We start from the raw sequence: 17,671 nt of genomic DNA, 5'->3' as shown, positions 1-17,671 counted from the left end.
TAACACCTCTATTTCAAGTATTCACTCTAGGGAGCTGTCTGAACGTTTAGTATTACTTTCCCTGTACTTTGTCTACTTTCGACCCATTCATGTGCTTTCCCTGCGTCTTGAAGAGGAAAAGATTTCGTAGCTTTAATTTGCAACCTTCCATCACGTAAATAACGGAAAACTTGATTCGCAGTTTCTTGAAGCAATTCAGGACGTTTTTTCCGTGTAGTGCCAAAGCTGAAACCGAGTATAGAACGGCAACTTGCGTGTAAATCTTTCGTTTGAAAACTACCAACTTCTCCGCTAGCATTGCCGAAATGGACGAGACGACCGTAATAAGCAAGGCATTTTAAACTTCTTTCGGACACAGTACCAGAAATAGAATCTAAAACAATATTAACGCCTTCTCCGTTTGTAAGCCGATTTACCTGCTCTACAAAATCTTCATCTTGATGACAAATAACATAATCAGCGCCAGCATCTAAAGCAATTTTTCTTTTTGCTTCACTTCCGACAGTCCCGATTACTTTTTTAGCCCCTAATAATTTTGCGAGTTGAATCGCGGTAGTACCAATTCCTCCAGCAGCTGCATGAATTAGAACAGATTCACCTTGTTGAAGTCTTGCAACATTTGCAAGTAAATTGTAGCTTGTAAAAGATACGATAGGGCAAGCGGCTGCAGTTTGGAAATCAACTTCATCAGGTAATACGAAAGTAAGATTTTCATTTGCAACAACATATTCAGCGTAAGAACCATTTTGAGGAAAAGTAATGACTCGTTGGCCAGGATAAATGTTTTTTACATGAGAACCTACGCGTTCTACAATACCAGCTGCATCTATCCCTGGGATAAAAGGTAAGGCTTTGTTTCCTTTTTTGCCATAACGTGATTTAATATCGGCAAAATTAACACTAGTAGCAACAACGCGAATTAAAACTTGATTATCTGAAATTGTAGGAATATCCATGTCTGTATATTTCAACACTTCAGGACCACCGAATGAAGTTACAACGATAGCTTTCATATACATCCTCCTAAATTTGACTATATATATTATTTTAAATATTCATTAGGAATTGGAAAATTATATAATTGTTATGAAAGGCTATAAGTGAAGCTTATGAACTCATTGGATCATTATATTAATGTATATAAAAAAAATTTGAAAAAATCGAACGAAATATCAATTACTTGCCAATATATAGTGTATGACAAGGGAGGGAAGGTACATGAAGGATGAAACGGTGTATACAGATTTAATCCAATTAACTTTATCAGGCAATAAAGAAGCATATAGCGAATTGTATGATAAAACGATTCAAGAAGTATATAAGACAGCACATTTTTTAATAGAAGATAAAACGGATGTAGATGATATCGTTCAGGAAATATACATACAGCTATATGAATCGCTTCGTAAATATGATAGCGAGAAGCCATTTCGTCCTTGGCTAATTGGACTTGCAATTAAACAAATTCATTCTTATAGAAGAAAGAGATGGATGCGACTGCGAATTGTAAAAAAAGCAGAAGAGCAAAGAAAACCAGTACAAATGGATTTTTCTAGCGATGTTGTAAGTAAACTATCAAATCAAAAACTAATCGAACTCATTCATAAATTACCGTATAAATTGAAGCAAGTTATTATTTTGAGGTACTTACACGATTACTCACAAGAGGAAGTAGCACAAATATTACATATTCCAATCGGTACTGTGAAATCTAGAATCCATGCCGCATTAAAGAAACTACGCCAAAAAGAACAAATAGAAGAAATCTTTTTAGGAGAGGTAGGGAATGTGAAATGAGTTTAGATTGTAGAGTTAGAGAATCTATACAAGAAGAAGCGAAGGGGATTGTTGCTCCGCCGGAGTTAAAAGAAAAGTAATCGTTCAAATAAAAATGAAGAGCGGGGGGAGTAAAAGGAAGAAGCGCCTTATCGCAGGAGTGCTTGCAGCCGCATTTTTAATCCCGACAACTGGTTTTGCTTATCAATCTATTATGGCAGATGGTATATACGGGTCGTTTGAAAATTTAAAGAAGCATGCCGGAGCTATAACATTAGAAGGATACATGCGTTTTAATGCAAAGTTATCACAAGCGAAAGACGAAATGGGTGCAAAGGAATATGAAGAGTTTTCAAAAGAACTAAAGAAATTAACAAATGCAAAGCTTGAGTACGGGGATTCGAACGGTAATATTGATTATGATCAATTATCACCAGCTAAAAAAGAGGAATTGAAAAAGGTAGAAATGGAGCTTCAGCCGTATTTTGATAAATTAAATGGTCATAAATCTAGTAAAGAAGTATTAACTCCTGAAGAGTATGAACAATATATGGAAGCATTAATGGCGTATCAAACCATATTAGTAAAAACGAAATCGAGTGGCGGAATAACAGCAGACAAAGTACCTGAGGCGTACAAAGAAAAATTTATTAAAGCAGAACAGTTTATGGAGTATGTAGATGAAAAGGTGAGATAAGTAAAAAACTCATAGCTTTAGCTTTGAGCTTTCCTTATTGGAATGTAAATATATTAACCACCTATTCCTCTTGCTAGCAAGAGGAAGTATACAAATGCTAGTATTACACCATTTAATGCAGTACCAACTATTCCGAATAACCAATTTTTTGATGCTATCGCAAAAATAATGCCGAGTAATGAAAGTATACTTAGAATCATAATGATTAACGTTAAATTCGCATTAGGGCCTCTTAAAATAAAGAAAGAACATATACTTGCAATAAACGTTAGAAACGAGAAAGTCCCTAATTTCATAATAAGTCCCCCTTGTTTGAAATGTATTTTGATTTAGTTCACGACTTCCTTTAATTTAACATAAATTTCCTATTGTGTATTAATTATATGAATAATAAAAAACGAGTATAAAATCTACGGGATTTCATACTCGTTTTGCTATTATTTAAATTTCCTTACGGCATATATAGCGACCTTTACAAGTAATATCGCAATTATAAATAAGCCGCCGTAACTAACGATACTTAAAAATTGGTCATCAGTTATATTTTTTCATATTCGCATTGTCCTTTTGGATAAAACAATCTAAAAGTGAGTAACCAGCTATTAAGCTAATAATGGTAACGAAAGTTGTATTTACAAGAATAATATTAGTTAAATAGGGTAGGTATTTGCCAACTGGTGAAAAGAGTAGAGCTGGAGAAAAGGAAATTAATATTGTAGGGACTGTAATAGCGATAAACTTATCCGGCTGAAAGCCCCAGTTGTGTTTACTTGTTTCGTGATTAATGGATTGAAGGAATCGTAATAAAATGCCGACCAAAAGAGGGAAGAGTGTATAGTAGAATAACCTTGGATAAAAGTTAAAGTGCACTTGCGCATCTGTTTCTAAATAAAATTGAATTTTCACTCCTACAAATAATAATAAGATGATAAATAATGTAAAGCAGAGGTAAAGTATCACTTTTTGCATTCCATTCCACCATCCTTTACTAAAAATATATTCAAGGAACGAAGATATATACGAAAACTGCGTTGTATATATCTTCGTTTTCAATTAGTTAGTTGTGGATTTTGTTTGTTTCGTTAAGTAATCAATAATGCCCATTGCACTAATTTCTATATCTAGATGTAAAATGTTATAAACGGAATGATTTGATGGAACGTTTAACTTTGTAAGATGAGAAGAGATTTTATCCATTAATAAAGTTTGTAAAGCTTTAGTCGCTTCATCGAAATCATTATACTTTTCAAAGACCTCTTTACCAGTACCAACGAAAATAGGTAACCAATGTTCAAGTTGGTTATATACTTCTGTAACATTGGATGATGCGCCGTAATGACCGAAATAAATAGTAGCTACATTCATACTTTGAATATGATTTTTAGAAGCAATCATCGCATCTGGCTGGAATTGTGAAGGAGACGTTGATGGTAGATATAGTTCTACATCAAGATCTGCGAGTTCTCTATAATAAATTCCTATTGTATCGCCAGTAAAAATGCCGTTTGTTAATGAATCATGAATGCTAATATGGTGCTTCGCATGTCCCGGTGTATCGTAAAATGTAAGTGTACGGTCTTCTGAAATTTTTAACGTATCACCATGTTGTACAATACGAACACGTTCTTCTTCAATTGGAAGAATGGGATCAAAAAGTTTATCAAAATCTTCTTTGTACACAGCTTTTGCACCTAAAATGAGTTTTGTTGGATCAATCATATGACGAGCACCGCGAGAATGCACAAATAAAGTAGCATTTGGACATTTTTCCATCATTAGCCCAGCTGCGCCTGCATGATCTAAATGAACATGTGTAACAATGATGTTTTTTACATCTTTTAAATCAATATGTAATTGTTGTAAGCCATCTAAAATGTAAGGAAGAGAAGGGGCTGCACAAGTTTCAATTAAAGTAATTTCGTCACCTAATAAAACGTACGTACCTGTTCGTTCAATATGTTGTAAATCGTAATCATCAATAAGATATAGGTGAGAAGATAATTGTTCTACTTTTTTCATCTTTACCACTCCTTATATACTTTTATGTTTTTTATTATACGCTAAAAATGCAAAAAGGCAGAAAACGAAAGCTCGTCTTCTGCCTTTTTCTATCGCTGTTATTTCGTTTGTTCTTTATTGATAGACATAACGAACAGTCCAACAATACCTCCAACTATTGGAAGCATAATCTCTCCTGCTAAATTAAAGTAGGAGCTTAAGAATAAACCATTTACATCGATTACCCAACCAGTAACATACAATAACATCATATATAGTACGAAATAAAACTCGCGATTTGAAATTGTTTCATGTTGTGCAGTTTTCATAATGAACACCATCCTTTTCTTTTATAATGGAAATATAAACTGTCACAGTTTGTTCACAATTCAATTGTAAAACTTTCCATCATAAAAGTCTAGTATATTGTGTCGAATTTTTGAACAAAAATAAAGCGCTATCATTTTAGTGTGTAAGTACGTAATAAGAGCTGTATATTCACGAATGTAGTATAGTAAAAACATAGAATGATAGTGAAGAGAGGGGTAGGAACAATGACAGTTTATGATTTTTTAGCTAAAACAATAACAGGAGAAGATAAATCGTTAAAAGATTACGAAGGAAAAGCACTTCTTATTGTAAATGTAGCTAGCAAATGTGGTTTTACACCGCAATATAAAGGATTACAAGAAGTATATGATAAATATAAAGATCAAGGATTAGAAATACTAGGTTTCCCTTGTAATCAATTTGGAGGACAAGAGCCGGGAACGGAAGCTGATATTACTAGTTTTTGTGAATTAAACTATGGTGTGAATTTCCCGATGTTTGCAAAGATTGATGTGAAAGGTGATAAGGCTCATCCTCTGTATACATTCATGACAGAACAAGCACCAGGTTTACTTGGTATGAAAGCAGTGAAATGGAACTTTACTAAGTTTCTAATTGGAAAAGATGGGAAAGTAGTAGGGCGTTTTGCGCCGCAGACGAAGCCGGTGGATTTAGAGGTTGAGATTGAAAAGGTACTTGGGGAATAACTAGGAGTTTCACTTTATTAAAAAACGCCTCAAAGAACTACTTTGTTCTTTGAGGCGTTTTCTTTAAACTCACATTATCAAGATTAAATCACTGTATTGAAGTCATTTGATTTAGGTGGAGAAGCTGCTTTTTTCATAAGCACTTCCCATAAGTGTACGGATTTCTTCCATTCGGCTGCGACCGGGCCCTTTTGATACATAGCGTTCTCATAACTGAAAGTAAGTTGTTGCATATCGGCCGAGTTGTAAAGTGTATCGATGCGAAGAGCGTATTCTCGGAATGTTTGACTTTCACCCCGTGGTATGCCAATTCTCGCAAATTGTTTTAAAAGTGCACCGTAAGCTTTTGGATAAACAGCATCATCTTTTCGGTATTTATAGAAATGAATAATAAAAAAAGTAATCCATTTCATTCTAGTAATGAAGAGAATGTATACCATGATACTAACCGGTATCATAGAGAGGAATACGTACCACCAAGAAAAACTAGTTTTAGAATTTGTAATCTTTTTAGTAGAGGCTTCCTCTGTAGTTTCTATTAAATTTTTGAGTTTTGCTTCATTGTTCCGCTCTTGCATTTGCGCGTTTTGAGAATTAGTTTCTTCGCTATTTTGTGAAGCAGGAGCAGGAGTATTATTTGTGAAATTATAGGGATTTGTAAATCCTTTTGTTGGTTCGAATGGAATCCACCCGTATCCTGGAAAATATACTTCGACCCAAGAGTGTGCGTTATCGTTCGCGATTTTATAAACATTCTCACCTTCAGCACTAGCACTTGTATTCTGGGGAGTTCCTTCTGTAAATCCTTTTACCCAGCGGGCGGGAATTCCGGCAGAACGAAGTAGTACAATCATAGACGTTGAAAAATTATTACAGTAGCCGCTTTTCGTATCGAAAAGGAATTGATCTACATAATCTTGGTTTTTGGCAGGAAATAAGACATTCGTTGTTTCGTATACAAAAGAGTTGTCTGTGAAGTACTTTTCAATAGCTAATACTTTATCATACCGGTTGTCTTTATCATTTGGGTTCTGGTGCAAATAATGAACAAAGACCAAACAAGACATAGATTCCTATCGGAATCAGCTCTTAGGCAGTTACGTCAAACACCTGATGGATACATATATTCTGATTTTGAACAGACTGATCCCTTAATTTAAGTTGCCTTTTTTTGATCATATGCATGGCTTCTATTCCAGCAATCATTTTTCTAGCTGTTTGCAATGATTTCAATCCAAGCATATTTCGGATCCGTTTTTTGATAAACCGATGGTCTTGTTCAATAATATTATTTAAATATTTTTTCACACGAAGTGGCGTACAGTGTGATATGTACTTTTCCTCTTTTAATTCTCGTATCGCAACCGGATAAGCTTTGTCACCATCTGCAGTAATCGTACGAGGTTTTGCCGCATGACAAGAAGCCAAAGCTTTCTTTAGAAAGCGCTTGGCTGCCTTCGTATCTCTTTTCTGACTCAAGTAAAAATCAATCGTGTTTCCTTCAGAATCAATCGCACGATATAAGTACATTTTTTCTCCTTTTATTTTCAGATAGGTTTCATCAACTCTCCAAGAATCATTCGTTGGTTTCAAATATTTTCGCATACGCTCATTTAAAACTGGTCCATATTGATGAACCCAACGCATAATGGTTGTATGGGCTAAGGATAATCCTCGTTCCTCCATCATTTCCACCAAATCGCGAAAACTTAGGTTGTACCGCAGGTACCAACGTACAGTTAGCAAAATAATATCTGGTTGATAATGTTTCCACTTAAATACATTCTCTGTTTCCATACTGATCACGCACCTTTTATAGAATAGTACTATCAGTCTATCCAAGATTTACAAATTCATTGCACAAGCTTTAGAGTTTTTGCACCAGAACCATTGAAAGTGTTACAAATAAAGTAATTCGGCGTGAATGTGGTGCGGTTACTACTTTTATTGGTACTGTTAGGGAATTTACGAAAGGACGTCGTACGCTTTATTTAGAGTATGTAGCTTATAAAACAATGGCGGAAAAACAGCTTGAGAAAATTGGTACTGAAGTAGGAGAGAAATGGCCTGGGACATATGTGGCAATTACACATCGCATTGGTACATTGCAAATTTCTGACCTTGCTGTTGTCGTCGCTGTTTCTACACCACATCGGAAAGCGGCCTATGAGGCGAATGAATATATTATGGAGCGTATAAAACAAATTGTTCCGATTTGGAAGAAAGAGTTTTGGGAAGATGGTGAGTCATGGATAGGTGATCAGTTAGAGAAAATAGCATATGTAAATGGCGAGCCTGGAAAGGAGATGAGAATATGATTGAAGTATTATTATTTGCACATTTGCAAGAAGAAGTAAGCAAACCGGCCTTGCACATAGATTGTGAAAATATTACGGTTGCTGAACTAAAGGAAGTTCTGGTTAAGGAATATAACGTAGCAATTTCAAACGAGATTACGGTCGCCATAAATGAAGAGTATGCAAATGAGGATGACATCATTCAAACTGGCGATATTGTAGCGATGATTCCGCCAGTAAGTGGTGGTTGATTCTTTTCAGCCTAATCATGTTAGGACGTGATTAGGCTGGAGAGAATGAATATAACGATGAATACATAGGAGGGAACAGGATGAAAAGTCCTAATTTTCAATTAAGTTTACAAACTTCTAATCTAGTTATCGGTTTTATGGTATGGGTTATCTTATCATCATTAATGCCATATATTAAAGCGGATATTCCATTAACTGCGGGACAAATCTCTATGGTAACAGCAGTACCGGTTATTTTAGGTTCTATTCTTCGCATTCCAATTGGTTATTGGACGAATCGTTACGGAGCAAGAAAATTGTTCTTTATTAGTTTTATACTTTTATTATTCCCTGTCTTTTACATTAGTATTGCCAATTCTATGATGGATTTAATTATTGGTGGATTATTTGTAGGGATCGGTGGTGCTGTATTCTCTGTAGGAGTAACTTCTCTACCGAAATACTTCCCGAAAGAGAGTCACGGTTTTGTAAATGGTATTTACGGTGTGGGTAATGCCGGAACAGCAATTACTTCTTTCTTAGCACCTGTCATTGCAACTTCAGTTGGCTGGAGAACGACAGTACAGTGTTATTTAGTTTTACTTGCAGCATTTGCACTTATGAACTTTTTATTAGGCGATCGTAAAGAAAAAAAGGTGAATACACCATTAATGGAACAAATAAAAGGTGTATATAAAAATGAAAAACTTTGGTTTTTATGTATCTTTTACTTTTTAACATTCGGATCATTCGTCGCATTTACAGTATATTTACCAAACTTTTTAGTGTCTCACTTCGGATTAGAGAAAGTAGATGCAGGCATGCGGACAGCTGGATTCATCGTATTAGCAACAATGATGCGCCCGATTGGTGGCTGGCTCGGTGATAAATTTAATCCATTTAAAATATTAATCTTCGTATTTATCGGTTTAACACTGTCTGGTATTATTTTATCATTCATGCCTAGCATGAACGTGTATACGTTTGGTTGCTTACTAGTTGCATTCTGTGCAGGTATTGGAAATGGAACAATCTTTAAGCTTGTTCCAATGTACTTCTCTGAGCAAGCAGGGATTGTAAATGGGGTTGTGTCAGCTTTAGGTGGACTAGGAGGGTTCTTCCCGCCATTAATTTTAACATTACTATTCCAACTGACAGGTCATTATGCAATTGGATTTATGGCGTTATCAGAAGTAGCGCTTGCTTGTTTAATCATCACCGTGTGGATGTATAGCCAAGAGAAGCTGTTAGTGATGTTAAAGAATCATTAATAAGGAAAAAGAACCGTCCCAAAGTATATTGGGATGGTTTTTTTAGTAATAGGCTTCAACGTGTTTTTATTGCTATCTCAACAAACGCTTGTTTTCTAAAAGAATGTGGTTTAAAAACAGAAGGGTTATGGAATTTTATGTTAAAATATAGATGTCAGAAGTTATTCAATTAAAGGGCTGGTTAGTTAAAGGAATCTTAAAATTCTTTCAAAGATCGAACTAATTTTTAGAATGCAAATATTTAATTGGATCGGGGTGTTTAGATGAAAAAACTATATAAGTCCACTAAAGATAAACAAGTATCAGGTGTATTGGGTGGCTTAAGCGACAAGTATGGAATTGATGTAAGTATCCTTCGCATAGTAACTGCATTATCAGCATTCTTTACTAGTGGATTTACAGTGTTAATTTATATAATAGCTGCAATTGTTTTACCTACAGATAAAGAAATAAAGGGATAAATGTATGAACTCAAATATAATTCAACAAACGGGAACTTTAAAGGAACAAGTAGATAAAGGTACTCCGCCTCTTACACGTCTAGGATACCAGCCTTTGGTGGTAAGAATCCCACTGACGTTAGTCAGCTGGCCCTTTTAGAGGTAGGAGTGTCAATTGTCTGTCTAATAATAAAAAGAACAAACGTCTATAAAAAACGTTTGTCCGAAATTAATTAATATTTCATCTAAGAGATAAATTACGATTTGTTAGTACGAGAAAGCTTTTTTATAAGTTTAGGAAATATAGATGTTAATTCTTGCTTCATACGCTTCGTAAACGATGGATCCTTACCTGAAGTTGAAATCGTTACAACATATTCATCATTTCGGATGATACCAGGTGTGTGAAATGATGATTCTGTACCATCACTTACAACGTTAACCCATTGGAAATCATGGGCGGCTTGTTTGACCATCATATTTACAGCGTGTTGATTTGTAGCTGCATAAATAAGGTGAGCATCTTTAATATCATCATTACTAAAAGTTTTTTGCTTCCAAGTAATATAAGGAAGTTCCTTCATTTCCTCGCAAATTTCTGGGCTGACAACGGTGACAAAAGCGCCTGTATCTTTTAATCCAGACGCTTTTCGATATGCAATTTTACCTCCACCAATGATAACGACCACTTTTTTATTTAGATTAAGCATAAGAGGGTACATGTTATACATACACACATTCCTCCATTCGTTCTAATAATGTTAATTTCATATATGTATCAAACTGAAGGCAGTTACAAGTTGTAACGTGATCATATTTTTTTGTATGCAATTTGATTTTTTGAAGTAATAAACCGGTAAAGAGAAGATACGGCATGACATATACATGGGACGCAATCGATGTTATAGTCTTGAGCTCAGCAGTAAAAGAGGGAGTTCCTTTCGTTAAAAAGGAACAACATACTGGCATACCGAGTTTTCGTTCGACAGCTGCTCCGATTTGTTGTAATTCATAAATGGGTTGAGGATCACTGCTACCTCTCCCTACGAGTAAAATACTACTACCTTGCAGCGGCATAGTTTCACGTATTCTTTTTACTACAAGTTCAACCATATGTGGATGCGTACTAAAAGGTGGTACAACTGAAAATGTTATATGTGGATATTTCTTTTGTAGTTGCTCTATTTCAAAAGGAATATCACTTTTATAATGAGCTGCCGCAAATAATAAAACAGGTACAATCATTATTTCAGTTGCTCCCTCAATTATTGCTTCTGTAACTACATCTGAAATGGTAGGAGTTGTTAGTTCAAGAAAAGCTATTTTTTGAATTCTTTCGTTACGTTCTTTCATAACAGATTGAATAAAGTGAATGAATTGTTCGTTACCTTCTTGTAGTCGGCTACCGTGTCCAACATATACAATTCCTTTCATCGTACCACCATGTCTTTCTTCATAATAATATCTTGTAATTGATGATCTACGTTATGAAACCCGACTTTATTTGCATAGTGTAAAGTTGGAATATCAGTATACGAGAATGGGAGAGTAAGAATATCGATAAAGTTAAGGCGTTTTATTTCTGCTAGAAACGTATCAATAGAAGCGCGTCCTTCAAATACAATGCTATCCCATGAGAATTCAGAAAGCATACGAGAATGAATTTCATCGAAGCGATGATCAATTGTATACTCATGAGTCATCATATAAGAACCAGCACCAATTTTTTCTTGAATAAAACCAATTCGATTAATGTTTCTGCCTAAATAAATAGTTGTATCGGAAGAGAACGTTGCTTGTTTACTTAACAATCCATATTGCATAAGCTTTTCTTGAACAGAAAGGCTCATATATTGAAGTTCCGCTTGTAAGGATCGAATGTCTTTATGGTTTTTACTGCATGATTGCATCAAAATTTCTACACTTTCAGCTGAACAAAATACAAGGCGATCAACGTTAAAAACTTCATTGATTTGTTCAGAGGTTAATGTGTATTCTTCCTTTTGGAAAGTTGGGATTTGATAAATTTCTGCACCGGATTCTTGTAACTTTTGCTTCATTAAACTTGTTTTATTTGTTGCGGATGCAAATAAAATTTTCTTGCCGTGCAACGGTTTCCGTTCTTTCCATGTGATTCGATTACGTAAGGAAACGACATCACCAACAATTGTCATAGAAGGGTTAGAAATATTTTCGTTTTTGACGACATGAACAATGGTTGAAAGTGTGCCTGTTACAACGCGTTGCTTTCCAGTTGTACCCCACTCAATGACTGCTACTGGCGTATCGTCTTTTTTTCCTGCTTGTAGTAAGTTTTCACAAATTGTAGGTAAGTTTTTTATACCCATGTAGTAGGCAATCGTGTCGCTATTGTGAGATGAATTATATTTTCCATGATCGGTTAAAGGACCTTTTGCATGTCCAGTTAGTAAAGTGACGCTATTACTGTAGTTACGGTGGGTGAGGGGGATACCTGCATAGATACTAGCGGCGATGCTAGATGTAATACCTGGTACAATTTCATATGGAATGTTTGCTTCTGCTAAAGTTTCTGCTTCTTCACCAACACGGCCAAAAATAGATGGATCTCCGCCCTTTAAGCGGACAACGGTTTTTCCTTCTTTCGTAAATTGAAGGAGGTGGGCGTTAATCATTTCTTGTCGCATAGTATGATTGTTTGGCATTTTTCCACAATAAATAAGTTCACAAGTTGGCTTAGTATAGCTAAGGAAGCTAGGATTCAATAAGCGGTCATATAAAACAATATCTGCACGCTTTAAACAATCTATCGCTTTTTTTGTAATAAGCCCTTCATCACCTGGTCCTGCACCAACTAAATATACATATCCATTCATATTCGCACCTCGTTTATTTTTATTTAAAAGGAAGCCAGGGGGAGGCTTCCTTTTGTAAATTACATGTTTATCCCGCTATTTGCCGGGCAGTAAGACCCCCACCTCAAAATTCAGCGAAAGCAAAGTAGTTAGGTGGGGATCAACTGCCCGTAAAAGCCCGATTGGTGAGGGCTAATAATCAGCGGGGGATGAACCAATCCCCGCTGATTAAAGTTTCACTTTATATAAATGTCACCATCAATGACTTCTACTTCGTACGTTTGAATACAACCGTCATCAGGTTTTTGAACTTCACCTGTTAGTAATGAAATTTTCCAATCATGTAGTGGACAAAAGACGAATTCTCCAGATACAATGCCTTCTGCTAACGGTCCGTTTTTATGAGGACAACGATTTTCTACTGCTCGAATATCGCCATTTGAAAGGCGGAATAAGGCGATAGACATACCTTGCATTTGTACCTCTTTACCGATTTGAATAGGAAGATCTTCTGCTCGCATAACTTTTATTTTTTCTTTCGTTTGTAACATATGGATCACAGCTCCTTATTTCACAGTTTCTACTTCATACATCGCTTTTAATGATTTCGTTTCTAGTGCTTGTCCCCAAGCTTCTTTATATGTGCCACGAGCTGTTTGGAAACGCGCATTTAACATCGTGACCATACTTGTATTTTGTAGTATTTCTTTTATATGATCGAAGCCTAATCTCTCTGTCCAGTAGGCAGTACGCTCTCCGTAAATACCAGTTTCACGATAATATTGCATGTAAGCTGTAGCGATGCGAAGGACATCATCTTCAGTAGGGACAATCATTACAAAATCAGCCTCGCGTACTTCAGTACCACCATTTCCGCCAATATAAAGTTGGAATCCATTTTCGACACAAACAACGCCAAAATCTTTCGTCAGTACTTCCGCACAGTTACGTGGACAACCTGTTACACCCATCTTCATTTTATGAGGTGTATCTACCATTTCTAATGATTGTTCAAGTAACATACCAAGTCCTAATGAATCTTTCGTACCGAATCGGCAGAAGCGAGAACCAACACATGATTTTACATTACGTAGAGATTTTGAATACGCATATCCCGAAGTCATATGTAAATCAGCCCATACGTTAGGTAAATCTTGTTTTTTAACACCATATAAGCCGATTCGGCTAGCACCAGTAATTTTCACAAGAGGAACATCATACTTTTTCGCAACTTCAGCAATTTTCATTAAATCATCAGCTGTTGTAACGCCTCCGTACATACGTGGAATAACAGAGAATGTACCATCGTGCTGGATGTTACCATTCATTCTTTCATTAACGAAACGGGACGATTTATCATCTTCATATTCTTCTGGAATCGCCATACGTAAATAGTAGTTTAAAGCAGGACGACATTTTGAACAGCCGTCTTCATGTGCAAAACCAAGAACATTTCGTACTTCTTTTGGAGATTTTAAGCCTTTCTTGTGAATGGCCGCTACGACTTCATCACGGGATAAAGGTGTACATCCACACATACCGGCAGATTGCGCTGAGGCATCAAAAGCATCTCCAAGTGTATGAGATAAAACTTGTTCCACAAGCGGACGACATTTACCACAAGACCCTGCGGCTTTCGTACAGCCTTTAACTTCTTCAAAAGTCGTTAACTCTTGTTCTAAAATGGCGTGAACGATTGTACCTTTCGTAACACCATTACATCCGCAAATCGTGTCATCAGCACTCATAGTAGCAACGTTAAGTTCACTTTCTTCACCAGCTTTGTGAAGAAGGGAAGCTGGTGTATATTCTTGTATATCTTCTTCTTTCTTTAACATGCTAAAGAGGCGTGTACCATCAGCAGTATCCCCGTATAAAACAATACCAACGACTTTATTGTCACGAATTAATACCTTTTTATAGGAACTTTTACATTCATCAAAGATTGATATTGCTTTCGTTTGATCATCTTCATATATTTGGCCAGCAGAGAATAAATCACAACCTGCAACTTTTAATTGCGTACCGACGATACTGCCCACATATCCATCAGTTTGTAAATTTGTTATATGCTTAGCTAATGTTGAACCTTGTTCATAAAGAGGTGCAACAAGTCCATATGCGATACCATCATGTTCCGCACATTCGCCAACTGCATAAATGGATTCATCATTTGTTTGCATATAGTCGCTGACTACAATACCGCGATTTACAAGTAAACCAGCATCTTTTGCTATTTGAGTATTCGGACGTATTCCGACAGCCATTACGATTAACTCACAATCTACAACTTCACCATCTTCAAATAGAATGCCCTCAACATGGTCTGTACCAAGAATCTTTACCGTTTTCTTTTCCATTAGAAACTTCATGCCTTGCGCTTCTAAATCTTCACGTAATAGAGAAGCTGCTTTGGCATCTAGTTGTTGCTCCATTAAGCTTGGCATTAAATGAACAACATGTACGTCCATTCCTAAATCAATAAGACCTCTTGCAGCTTCTAAACCAAGTAATCCACCACCAATGACAACGGCCTTTTTCTTTTCTTTAGCGGTATCAATCATAAATTGTGTATCTTCAATAGTTCGAAATCCTGTTACACCAGGAAGAGTGGAACCTTCGACTGGTAAAATAAAAGCACTAGAACCTGTTGCGATAATGAGTTTGTCATATGTAAGAGTACGACTCTTTTCTGTGATAATGATTTTATCTTCGCGGTTAATACTTTGAACTCTTTCATTTGTATACAAAGTTATTTCGTTTTCTTCGTACCAACTATATTCATTCATAATGATATCTTGCATATTTGTTTTGCCTTGTAAAACATGAGAGAGCATAATGCGGTTGTAGTTTGGATGCGGTTCATCTCCAAAAATAGTAATCTCATATGAATCACTATCATGTTTTAATATTTCTTCCATACAGCGTATGCCAGCCATACCATTTCCGATCATAACTAAACGTTTTTTCATATTTATTTCCCCTTCTATGTGAAATGCTGAACAAAGTATTATATTCTCATTATAGAAAATCAAAAAAGGGGAAGATGTGATGTTTATCACATTTTTATAATGATTCACAAATTGTTAAAATTCGAGTTTATGTGAAGCGAGAAGTGAGAGGATAATTTATTAATATAAGTGGAGAGGCGAGGTGGGGCAGTGTGGATGTTTTTCACGTAATGAAAAAGCAGGACATGAGTAGAAATGCTCATGTCCTGCTTTTATTTATGCTTTTGTAATGGCACGCGGAAATAAAATATTATTTTCTAAATGAATATGCTCAAATAAATCAGATTCAATGGCTTCAAGGCGCTGGTAAACAAGGCGATAAGTGCCGCAAGCTCCTTCTGGTGGAGTAAAGTCATCTGTCACCTTACGAAGTTCTTTAATAATATTGCCAGCGTGGTTATGTTCATTCTCCAACTCATCTACTACTTTACGTAACTTTGTATAGTTTTCATCAGTTGGATTTTGTTCGAAGTCTAAAATTAATGGGAAATCTTCCGTTTCTTCTTTAATTAAATGCTGTTCTAATTCAATCTTAAGTTCATGAAATAGTTTATGAATTTGAGCTAAATGAGGCTGATTTGCCCCATGAACACGTAATACCTTAGTCACATATGGACTTAACTGTGGCAACTCTTCATTTAAATAGCGATGATGCTTATTTATAATATAATCAATCAATTCGCGATAAGAAGCAGTTTTCCAATCAATTTTAGATTCATTTAATAGTTTCGTTTTAGGATAAAGCGTATTTAACTCTGTGATTACCTCAGAAGCTGATAAATTTCTTTCATTAATTGCATCAATAAGTGGTCTATTACCACCACAACAAAAGTCTATTCTATATGATTTAAAAAGGTCACTAGCTTTCGGAAATTGTGTAACAATCTCACCAACAATAGAAGTTTCAGTAAATGTATGTTCCATATGAATGCCTCCATAAAGTTTAAATGTAATATCTAAATCAAGAATAGCGATAATTTAAAATCAATGTGGTGATTGAAATCACTTATTATGTGTCATTTTTGAGAATAATAAAATGAGTTTTATAAAGGGGAGAGTAATTAGTCTCAATACTTTACGATAATAAAAAAAGAAGCTTAGTAGAAGCTTCTTTTTATTACTATTTTTCACACGCGATTCCATCGCCATCACGATCAAGATGAGAGCTATAACCAGGTTGTCCTTTATAAATAGGAGCTTTTCCAGCTTTTTTAACTTCAGTACAATTTTTATAAGTTATATTACTATTGTTACTTGCAGCCGGTTGTGTTTGAGCTTGCTGTGCTTTTTGCTGCTCTTCTTGTTGTTTGCGAGCTTGTTCAGCGGCTTGGCGTTGTTGTTCATCTTGTTGTTTACGAGCCTGCTCAGCAGCTTGGCGTTGTTGCTCTTCTTGTTGTTTACGGGCCAGTTCTTCGGCTTGGCGTTGTTGTTCTTCTTGTTGTTTACGGGCCTGTTCTTCAACTTGACGCCGTTGCTCTTCTTGTTGTTTACGAGCTAGTTCTTCAGCTTGGCGTTTCTCATCCTCTTGCTTACGAGCTAGTTCCTCAGCTTGACGTTTCTCCTCTTCTTGCTTACGAGATTTTTCGTCCGCTTCTTTCTTTTCTAATTCCTTTTTCTTTTCGTCATCTTTTTTCTCTTCACTATTAGAAGCGACTTGTTTATTCGTTGCTGCGTTTTTTCAGAAGAAGGACCTGAAATACCTAATAGCGCAACAAAAATGACAAATAAAATAGCTGTAATAATAAATTGTTTTTTTGCTACACCGGTTTTCTTAATTACAGATAAGATTGCTAGAACAAGGAAGAAAATAAATAAAACAAAGCTTAAAATAGAAAAGAATTCAACAATTGGGTGATTAGAAGTCTCTGCGCCAGTTATTATTAAGACGATTGAAATCATAAAAAGAATAACGGTAGAACGACCATATTGTTTTACTTTACCATTTTTCTTAAAGAACGAGATGATGCAAAGAATTAAAAGGATAAAAGCAATAAAAAATAAAGCCGCACCAATATTACTCAAAACTACCATTTTCATACCTCCATTTGTAAGATTTTCTCTATTGATTATATAGGGATTT

The 17,671-nt window shown here is 35.6% G+C and carries 19 protein-coding genes and 2 pseudogenes; 7 read left to right on the top strand and 14 right to left on the bottom strand.

The window, feature by feature from the left end:
- Positions 1-26 precede the first annotated feature (26 nt).
- Positions 27-1,013: a quinone oxidoreductase family protein gene (locus CDB3_RS13745; protein ID WP_128854872.1), complete on the bottom strand. Its 987-nt coding sequence runs from the start codon at positions 1,011-1,013 to the stop codon at positions 27-29.
- A 205-nt stretch (positions 1,014-1,218) separates the two neighbouring features.
- Here CDB3_RS13745 and CDB3_RS13740 point away from each other — a divergent pair, with 205 nt between their 5' ends.
- Positions 1,219-1,797, top strand: coding sequence for a sigma-70 family RNA polymerase sigma factor (locus CDB3_RS13740; protein ID WP_097829658.1), 579 nt, complete (start codon positions 1,219-1,221; stop codon positions 1,795-1,797).
- A 94-nt stretch (positions 1,798-1,891) separates the two neighbouring features.
- Positions 1,892-2,473, top strand: coding sequence for a DUF3600 domain-containing protein (locus tag CDB3_RS13735; protein ID WP_128854871.1), 582 nt, complete (start codon positions 1,892-1,894; stop codon positions 2,471-2,473).
- Between the two features lie 53 nt (positions 2,474-2,526).
- On the opposite strand, the gene CDB3_RS13730 is transcribed toward CDB3_RS13735, so the two are convergent.
- The 4 genes from CDB3_RS13730 to CDB3_RS13710 all read right to left on the bottom strand — a co-directional run bounded on the left by CDB3_RS13730 (position 2,527) and on the right by CDB3_RS13710 (position 4,800).
- Complete coding sequence (locus CDB3_RS13730; RefSeq protein ID WP_128854870.1) at positions 2,527-2,769, bottom strand: hypothetical protein; 243 nt, start codon at positions 2,767-2,769, stop codon at positions 2,527-2,529.
- Positions 2,770-3,007: 238 nt separating this feature from the next.
- Positions 3,008-3,442 (bottom strand): hypothetical protein, encoded by a 435-nt coding sequence (locus tag CDB3_RS13720; protein WP_128854869.1) that lies wholly within the window; start codon positions 3,440-3,442, stop codon positions 3,008-3,010.
- A gap of 84 nt (positions 3,443-3,526) precedes the next feature.
- Entirely contained in the window at positions 3,527-4,492 is a 966-nt protein-coding gene (locus CDB3_RS13715) for an MBL fold metallo-hydrolase (RefSeq protein ID WP_128854868.1), read from the bottom strand.
- Between the two features lie 98 nt (positions 4,493-4,590).
- The gene (locus CDB3_RS13710; RefSeq protein ID WP_000844980.1) at positions 4,591-4,800 is read right to left on the bottom strand and encodes a DUF3925 domain-containing protein; all 210 of its coding nucleotides are present in this window, start codon (positions 4,798-4,800) and stop codon (positions 4,591-4,593) included.
- Positions 4,801-5,025: 225 nt separating this feature from the next.
- On the opposite strand from CDB3_RS13710, the gene bsaA reads away from it, so the two are divergent.
- Positions 5,026-5,508, top strand: coding sequence for a glutathione peroxidase (bsaA, locus tag CDB3_RS13705; protein ID WP_128854867.1), 483 nt, complete (start codon positions 5,026-5,028; stop codon positions 5,506-5,508).
- Between the two features lie 83 nt (positions 5,509-5,591).
- On the opposite strand, the pseudogene CDB3_RS13700 reads toward bsaA, so the two are convergent.
- A pseudogene (locus CDB3_RS13700) lies at positions 5,592-6,533 on the bottom strand (DUF4129 domain-containing transglutaminase family protein); the annotation flags it as partial.
- Between the two features lie 64 nt (positions 6,534-6,597).
- Positions 6,598-7,305 (bottom strand): IS6 family transposase, encoded by a 708-nt coding sequence (locus CDB3_RS13695; RefSeq protein WP_128854866.1) that lies wholly within the window; start codon positions 7,303-7,305, stop codon positions 6,598-6,600.
- 92 nt (positions 7,306-7,397) lie between these two features.
- Here CDB3_RS13695 and CDB3_RS13690 point away from each other — a divergent pair, with 92 nt between their 5' ends.
- From CDB3_RS13690 to CDB3_RS13675, 4 genes are all read left to right on the top strand, one after another.
- Positions 7,398-7,826, top strand: coding sequence for a molybdenum cofactor biosynthesis protein MoaE (locus CDB3_RS13690; RefSeq protein ID WP_128854865.1), 429 nt, complete (start codon positions 7,398-7,400; stop codon positions 7,824-7,826).
- Positions 7,823-8,056, top strand: coding sequence for a molybdopterin converting factor subunit 1 (moaD, locus tag CDB3_RS13685; protein WP_128854864.1), 234 nt, complete (start codon positions 7,823-7,825; stop codon positions 8,054-8,056). Before CDB3_RS13690 ends, moaD begins: the two co-directional genes overlap by 4 nt.
- Before the next feature lie 80 nt (positions 8,057-8,136).
- Positions 8,137-9,306 carry a nitrate transporter NarK gene (narK, locus tag CDB3_RS13680; protein ID WP_128854863.1) on the top strand — a complete coding sequence of 390 codons (1,170 nt, stop codon included), beginning with the start codon at positions 8,137-8,139 and terminating at the stop codon, positions 9,304-9,306.
- Between the two features lie 263 nt (positions 9,307-9,569).
- Positions 9,570-9,767: a PspC domain-containing protein gene (locus CDB3_RS13675; protein WP_128854862.1), complete on the top strand. Its 198-nt coding sequence runs from the start codon at positions 9,570-9,572 to the stop codon at positions 9,765-9,767.
- Between the two features lie 236 nt (positions 9,768-10,003).
- Here CDB3_RS13675 and CDB3_RS13670 read toward each other — a convergent pair whose 3' ends face one another.
- The 7 genes and pseudogenes from CDB3_RS13670 to CDB3_RS13640 form a co-directional block, all read right to left on the bottom strand.
- Positions 10,004-10,477, bottom strand: coding sequence for a precorrin-2 dehydrogenase (locus CDB3_RS13670; RefSeq protein ID WP_070142237.1), 474 nt, complete (start codon positions 10,475-10,477; stop codon positions 10,004-10,006).
- Positions 10,470-11,180, bottom strand: coding sequence for a sirohydrochlorin chelatase (locus CDB3_RS13665; RefSeq protein WP_128854861.1), 711 nt, complete (start codon positions 11,178-11,180; stop codon positions 10,470-10,472). Before CDB3_RS13665 ends, CDB3_RS13670 begins: the two co-directional genes overlap by 8 nt.
- Positions 11,177-12,601 carry a uroporphyrin-III C-methyltransferase gene (locus CDB3_RS13660; RefSeq protein WP_128854860.1) on the bottom strand — a complete coding sequence of 475 codons (1,425 nt, stop codon included), beginning with the start codon at positions 12,599-12,601 and terminating at the stop codon, positions 11,177-11,179. Before CDB3_RS13660 ends, CDB3_RS13665 begins: the two co-directional genes overlap by 4 nt.
- Positions 12,602-12,816: 215 nt before the next feature.
- A complete protein-coding gene (gene nirD / locus CDB3_RS13655; RefSeq protein WP_128854859.1) occupies positions 12,817-13,131 on the bottom strand; it encodes a nitrite reductase small subunit NirD in 315 nt (104 codons plus the stop codon).
- A 15-nt stretch (positions 13,132-13,146) separates the two neighbouring features.
- Positions 13,147-15,552, bottom strand: coding sequence for an NADPH-nitrite reductase large subunit (nirB, locus tag CDB3_RS13650; protein ID WP_128854858.1), 2,406 nt, complete (start codon positions 15,550-15,552; stop codon positions 13,147-13,149).
- Between the two features lie 255 nt (positions 15,553-15,807).
- Positions 15,808-16,515: an iron-sulfur cluster repair di-iron protein gene (gene ric, locus CDB3_RS13645; RefSeq protein ID WP_128854857.1), complete on the bottom strand. Its 708-nt coding sequence runs from the start codon at positions 16,513-16,515 to the stop codon at positions 15,808-15,810.
- 196 nt (positions 16,516-16,711) lie between these two features.
- A pseudogene (locus CDB3_RS13640) lies at positions 16,712-17,622 on the bottom strand (excalibur calcium-binding domain-containing protein).
- Positions 17,623-17,671: the final 49 nt, after the last annotated feature.

Origin of the sequence: Bacillus sp. CDB3 (assembly GCF_002081505.1) — a bacterium.
Taxonomy (GTDB): domain Bacteria; phylum Bacillota; class Bacilli; order Bacillales; family Bacillaceae_G; genus Bacillus_A; species Bacillus_A cereus_AT.
The sequence above is the reverse complement of the archived record's forward strand: the minus strand, read 5'-3'. Positions and strand labels throughout refer to the sequence as shown.

What these genes read in the sequence shown, in the direction of transcription:
- CDB3_RS13745 (WP_128854872.1), bottom strand. Translation starts at nt 1,013, where the DNA reads ATGAAAGCTATCGTTGTAACTTCATTCGGTGGTCCTGAAGTGTTGAAA.
- CDB3_RS13740 (WP_097829658.1), top strand. Translation starts at nt 1,219, where the DNA reads ATGAAGGATGAAACGGTGTATACAGATTTAATCCAATTAACTTTATCA.
- CDB3_RS13735 (WP_128854871.1), top strand. Translation starts at nt 1,892, where the DNA reads ATGAAGAGCGGGGGGAGTAAAAGGAAGAAGCGCCTTATCGCAGGAGTG.
- CDB3_RS13730 (WP_128854870.1), bottom strand. Translation starts at nt 2,769, where the DNA reads ATGAAATTAGGGACTTTCTCGTTTCTAACGTTTATTGCAAGTATATGT.
- CDB3_RS13720 (WP_128854869.1), bottom strand. Translation starts at nt 3,442, where the DNA reads ATGCAAAAAGTGATACTTTACCTCTGCTTTACATTATTTATCATCTTA.
- CDB3_RS13715 (WP_128854868.1), bottom strand. Translation starts at nt 4,492, where the DNA reads ATGAAAAAAGTAGAACAATTATCTTCTCACCTATATCTTATTGATGAT.
- CDB3_RS13710 (WP_000844980.1), bottom strand. Translation starts at nt 4,800, where the DNA reads ATGAAAACTGCACAACATGAAACAATTTCAAATCGCGAGTTTTATTTC.
- bsaA (WP_128854867.1), top strand. Translation starts at nt 5,026, where the DNA reads ATGACAGTTTATGATTTTTTAGCTAAAACAATAACAGGAGAAGATAAA.
- CDB3_RS13695 (WP_128854866.1), bottom strand. Translation starts at nt 7,305, where the DNA reads ATGGAAACAGAGAATGTATTTAAGTGGAAACATTATCAACCAGATATT.
- moaD (WP_128854864.1), top strand. Translation starts at nt 7,823, where the DNA reads ATGATTGAAGTATTATTATTTGCACATTTGCAAGAAGAAGTAAGCAAA.
- narK (WP_128854863.1), top strand. Translation starts at nt 8,137, where the DNA reads ATGAAAAGTCCTAATTTTCAATTAAGTTTACAAACTTCTAATCTAGTT.
- CDB3_RS13675 (WP_128854862.1), top strand. Translation starts at nt 9,570, where the DNA reads ATGAAAAAACTATATAAGTCCACTAAAGATAAACAAGTATCAGGTGTA.
- CDB3_RS13670 (WP_070142237.1), bottom strand. Translation starts at nt 10,477, where the DNA reads ATGTATAACATGTACCCTCTTATGCTTAATCTAAATAAAAAAGTGGTC.
- CDB3_RS13665 (WP_128854861.1), bottom strand. Translation starts at nt 11,180, where the DNA reads ATGAAAGGAATTGTATATGTTGGACACGGTAGCCGACTACAAGAAGGT.
- CDB3_RS13660 (WP_128854860.1), bottom strand. Translation starts at nt 12,601, where the DNA reads ATGAATGGATATGTATATTTAGTTGGTGCAGGACCAGGTGATGAAGGG.
- nirD (WP_128854859.1), bottom strand. Translation starts at nt 13,131, where the DNA reads ATGTTACAAACGAAAGAAAAAATAAAAGTTATGCGAGCAGAAGATCTT.
- nirB (WP_128854858.1), bottom strand. Translation starts at nt 15,552, where the DNA reads ATGAAAAAACGTTTAGTTATGATCGGAAATGGTATGGCTGGCATACGC.
- ric (WP_128854857.1), bottom strand. Translation starts at nt 16,515, where the DNA reads ATGGAACATACATTTACTGAAACTTCTATTGTTGGTGAGATTGTTACA.